5 protein-coding genes, 1 tRNA gene and 1 pseudogene are annotated in these 4686 nt (G+C 52.5%); 6 read left to right on the top strand and 1 reads right to left on the bottom strand.

Features of this window, described 5'->3' with window-relative positions; translation table 11 throughout:
* A tRNA-Gly gene (locus C4885_RS15550) sits at positions 1–76 on the bottom strand.
* Between the two features lie 449 nt (positions 77–525).
* Here C4885_RS15550 and C4885_RS15540 point away from each other — a divergent pair.
* The 6 genes and pseudogenes from C4885_RS15540 to C4885_RS15515 all read left to right on the top strand — a co-directional run.
* Positions 526–771, top strand: a complete 246-nt coding sequence (locus tag C4885_RS15540; RefSeq protein WP_114001205.1) for a transposase — start codon at positions 526–528, stop codon at positions 769–771.
* A 245-nt stretch (positions 772–1016) separates the two neighbouring features.
* The gene (locus tag C4885_RS15535) at positions 1017–2465 is read left to right on the top strand and encodes a ParB/RepB/Spo0J family partition protein (RefSeq protein ID WP_114001204.1); all 1449 of its coding nucleotides are present in this window, start codon (positions 1017–1019) and stop codon (positions 2463–2465) included.
* A gap of 283 nt (positions 2466–2748) precedes the next feature.
* A complete protein-coding gene (locus C4885_RS15530; RefSeq protein ID WP_003020223.1) occupies positions 2749–3090 on the top strand; it encodes a hypothetical protein in 342 nt (113 codons plus the stop codon).
* Entirely contained in the window at positions 3090–3803 is a 714-nt protein-coding gene (locus C4885_RS15525) for an antirestriction protein ArdA (protein WP_014080243.1), read from the top strand. The genes C4885_RS15530 and C4885_RS15525 overlap by 1 nt, the downstream gene beginning before the upstream one ends.
* Positions 3804–3903: 100 nt before the next feature.
* On the top strand, positions 3904–4326 hold the full coding sequence (locus C4885_RS15520) for a PcfB family protein (protein WP_371681688.1): 423 nt from the start codon (positions 3904–3906) through the stop codon (positions 4324–4326).
* A pseudogene (locus C4885_RS15515) lies at positions 4313–4612 on the top strand (conjugal transfer protein TraG); the annotation flags it as partial. The gene C4885_RS15520 and the pseudogene C4885_RS15515, both read left to right, overlap by 14 nt.
* Positions 4613–4686 lie beyond the last annotated feature (74 nt).

Here is a 4686-nt window from a genome sequence, read left to right as displayed (position 1 = left end):
TGGAGCGGCCGACGAGGCTCGAACTCGCTACCTCCACCTTGGCAAGGTGGCGCTCTACCAGATGAGCTACGGCCGCACATGTTTCAATCGCTTCAAGCAACGTTTGTTATTATAACTGACCTTTCCCAAAAAGTCAAGGGTTTTCTTGCATTTTGTTCCACATTTTTTCAAATCTTTTTTCCTTCCCGATATCCAACTCGCGGGCTTTTCCAGTTGCGTTTTTCCCCCTCGTTTTGTCGCCTGGGCCTCGCAGCGGATTTCTACATTTGCATCGCTATTCTTATTATGTTGCATCCTATGCTCTTTTCCTGCATCCCTGGAAGCAAATAAACTGTTGCCTTTTCTATTCTTTTTTTAGGGCAACACCGCACAATTCTCGCCTTGCGGCTTAAGCACCGCTCCGGCAGCTGCGGCACGGCATCTGCGTTGCCAAAATGCTCGATAAGACATCCAGTATTATCTGCGCTTTTGGCTTAGCATCTGCCGCACCTCGCTTGCCGTATCGGCACTTAGAATTATGCGGTATTGCCTTTAATTTACGAAAAACGCAAGGAAACAATTGAGCTTGTCTTTGCAGATACAAAAGACAAGCACGCCATGCGCTATACCCACATGAGAGGCCTGACATGCGCTACGCAATGGGTGAGACTTAAATTTGTTACCATGAATCTGAAAAGGCTTGCAAGCTGGGCGTGGAAGCGCCTTTGTTTGCAAGCCTTTAGGAAACATGTCTGGATTTTTGAGGCTGCGGTTGGCTGTTGTGTGGCTTGATGATGAACTCTTTTGACAAACTAACAACATATGATTACTTCCTATTAGGAACACTGTAAATACAAGGCTTTTTAGAGCCTACAAACCAGAAAAAATAATATTTGATCTATCACATTACGCAAAAAGCCGTCCGGCATGAAAAACGGGCGGCTTTTTTGCGTGGATAGACGGAAAGGAGGCGCAAAAATAACTACAAAATTTTAGCGTTCAAATTTGTGCAACTTTAACGAAAAGGAGGATCGTAAATGGCCGATGAAAAATTGAATACTGGCCCTGCGGAGAATATTTCCCCGGAGGCCGCCGAGCCTATCGCCACACCCGAACAGGCCGCAGCATCTGAACCCCAGCAGGAACAGACCGGGCCTGCCATACCTGAGCCCGGCGATGTGGTTGTGTCCTTTGACAAAATCAATGAGCTTATGGCAGAAAAGAGACAGAACGCCCGCGCCGAAGTCGAAAAGGCGGAAGCCCCCGAAGCGCCGGAGGCGGCAGCCCCCGGAGAAACACCGCAGCCCGCCAATACGGAGGAACCGAAAAAGCCGCGCCGTGGCCGTCCGCCGAAAGCAGAAAAGGCCGCGACTGAAAATCAAAAATCGGAGAAATCGGCTGGGGCCCGCAAGGGCCGCCCACCCAAGGCGGATAAGACGGCCCCTGACAAGCCCAAGCCGTCCAAACGAGACAAAGTGTCCCGAAGTGACGGAAAGGCCCCGGATGCCAAGGAGCCCATTAAGCCCGCACAGGATACGGCACCGAAGGAAACTGCCACTGCGGAACAGACGGCTCCCGAGCCGACCACACCGCCCCGCCCGGTTGAGGAAGGCAAGCTGGTTTATCTGAAACTTTCCGAGGTTCATCCGTTTCACACATTCCGTCCGCACCCCTTTAAGGTACGGGACGATGCGAAGATGCAGGAAATCGTTGCTTCTATCCGCGTAAACGGTGTAATGGTTCCCGGTCTTGCCCGCCCGGAGAAAGACGGAAACGGCTATGAAATTGTAGCGGGCCATCGCCGTACCCACGGCAGTGAACTGGCGGGGCTGGAGGAAATGCCCTTTATTGTCCGTGAAATGACCGACCACGAAGCGGTGCAGGCCATGAAGGACAGCAACAAGCAGCGTGACGGGATGCTCCCCAGTGAATTGGCCGCGCTGCTGGAACTTGAGGTTGAGGACATTAAGCATCAGGGAGGGCGGCTGAAAGGCGTTGCGGAAGGCGATGTTGGAAAACGCTCGGTTGAGATTGTGGGCGAGGCGCATGAGATGAACTATAAAAAGGTCATGCGCTACTTGCGGCTCAACTCTCTTGTGCCGGAGCTTCTGGATAAGGTAGACGATAAAAAGATGGGCTTTATGCCTGCCGTGGAACTGTCCTACATCAAACCGAAAAATCAGAGGCTTATTGCTGTTTCCATTGACGGGGAGCAGGCTTCGCCCTCGCTGGCCCAAGCTAAACGGCTCCGGGAGCTGGATAAGGAAGGCAAGCTCAACGGCGATGTCATTGACGGCATCTTATCAGAACAGAAAAAGGAGGATCGAGGCGTGATTATTTCTACTGCGGAACTGGAAAAGTATTTTGGCAAGGAGGTAACTCCCGCCAAAATGAAAGAACAGATTATGTCCCTGCTGGATGACTGGAAAGAAAAACAGCCGCCGGAGCTGGCAAAAGCCCCGAAAAAGCAGGAACTTGATAAGTAACAACTTCGAGACACTTTGTCCCGAGGGTCCCGCCCTCGCGCAGAAGCTCTGGTGGTATATATCCCCCGTCGCCGCCTGTTTTTTAGTACAGCCGGGAGTGGGCCGTCAAGGGTGCAGCGCACCGCCGTTTTCGGCGGCTCGCCCTTGACGGTCTGCCCCGGCTGTGCTATTTCCCCGGCAAGCGGCGGGGGTATATCCTCCAGAGCCGCCCCCTTTCCCAAGACTGGGAAAGGGCGTGGGGTTTGGGTTGAACTTTCTTATTAAAATATCGGAGGTATGAACGATGAAACGACCCCTTGCTTATATCACCGCTGCATGGCTCGGTGGCGATAGCGAAAACGCAGAACTGGCGGCGCAGTATTGCCGCACCGTGTATGAGGCAGGCTTTTCTCCTATTTGTCCGCCTTTGTACTTGCCCCTGTTTCTCAATGATGCTGTTCCCGAGGAGCATAAAAGCGGCATCGACATGAGCCGTGACCTGCTCCGCCGTTCTCATGTGCTGGTTGTTTGCGGGCACAGTATGACCGAAGCCATGAAAAATGATATTGCCGTGGCCCAGCGGCTGGGAATTACGGCAACAACCCTTGAGGGCATCCTGACCGTCAAGGGACAGGGCCGCCGCTAATGGCAACCCTGTTTGAAGCCTACGTTACCAACGCCGGAAAGTACAGCGAGGGCCAGCTTGTGGGTGAAACACTGAAATTTCCCACAACCGCCCAGGAGGTGGAGGCTCTTTTGAAACGGATCGGCGTGGATGGCGTCCGCTATCAGGAAATTTTTATTACCTCTTTCGATGGGGATGTGCTGGGGCTCTATGACCATTTGAGCGAGTATGAAAATCTGGACGAGCTTAATCATCTGGCCTGCCTGCTTTCCGAGCTTACCTCATCGGAGCTGGAAACACTGGAGGCCGTCCTCGACAGCGGCGATCACTGTTCTTCGGTGCGGGACATCATCAATCTGACACAAAATCTGGACTGTTACGGCTTTTACCCCGGCGTATCCGATGAGGAAACGCTGGGGCGCATTTATGTGGACGATCTGGAAATGTTGGATGTGCCGGATCAGGTAAAACCGTATTTCGATTATGAGGCGTATGGCCGGGATGCCTGCATCCACGAAAACGGCCATTTTGCCCCGGGCGGCTATGTTGTCAAAGAAAGCGATCATTTCGTGGAAGTGTATCACGGCTTGCAGGATATTCCCAAGGAACATAAGGTATTCTCTTTCCCGAAGCTCTCTATCCGGGAGCAAATGGCCGCCTATCAGGAAATCATAGACGGTTCTTCGCTGGAGGGCTACCGTCAAATGCAGAAAAAAGACCGTGGGGATCGGTGACGGTACTTCGAGACAAATTGTCCCAAGGAAGGAGGCGGTGTAACTGATTGATGAAGATATTTCCCGGCGCACGATAGCCATATCCGTAAAAACAACCAAGCTGACGGCGCGGGGACTGGCGTATGTGCTGGGTATGGTGGGGCGGAAGATCCGCAAGGCATACCGTGGGCGGCAAACACCACACGGCAAGCAAAGTGTGCGAAAGCTCATGGCACACGGTACATCCACAAACAGCATCGAGCTATCCGGGGATGCCAAGTCCTTTGACCGTGTGGCCCGGAAATGGAATGTAGACTATGCGTTCTATAAAACCGGGCCGGACAAATACCTGCTATTTTTTAAGGCTGGACAGGCAGACGCGATGACCGCCTGCTTTTCCGAATACTCCCGGAAGATGTTAAGCAAAGCAAAATCGAACCGTGTTCCCATCCGGGAACAACTGAAACAGGCGGCAGATCAGCTTTCCAAAGAAAAGCCGAAGCAGAAAGAACGTGCAAAGGAGGTGGCCCATGAGGACAGATAAGATTAGAAAATATCTGATTCCAAACATTCCCTATCTGTTCATCCTGTGGGCGTTCCTCAAGCTGGGGACAGCCTACCGGCTGGCGGCGGGTAACGATTTTGCACATAAGCTCATCGGGCTGGGCCAGACGATTGGCCCGGCCTTTGCTGACTTTGCACCCGGTCTTGCTCCGCTGGATTGGCTTGTCGGTATTGTAGGAGCCGTTGGTTTCCGGCTGCTGATCTATTTCAAAAGCAAGAACGCTAAGAAGTTTCGGCGGGATGCAGAATACGGCAGCGCCCGGTGGAGTGCATAATTTTAAGTGTAAATGACACATACATGGACGCACAGGAGGTTATGCACATGACTGATTATAGCAAA

This window comes from Subdoligranulum sp. APC924/74, assembly GCF_003324125.1.
Classification (GTDB): Bacteria; Bacillota; Clostridia; order Oscillospirales; family Ruminococcaceae; genus Gemmiger; species Gemmiger qucibialis.
This window is presented reverse-complemented; position numbering and strand designations above follow the sequence as displayed.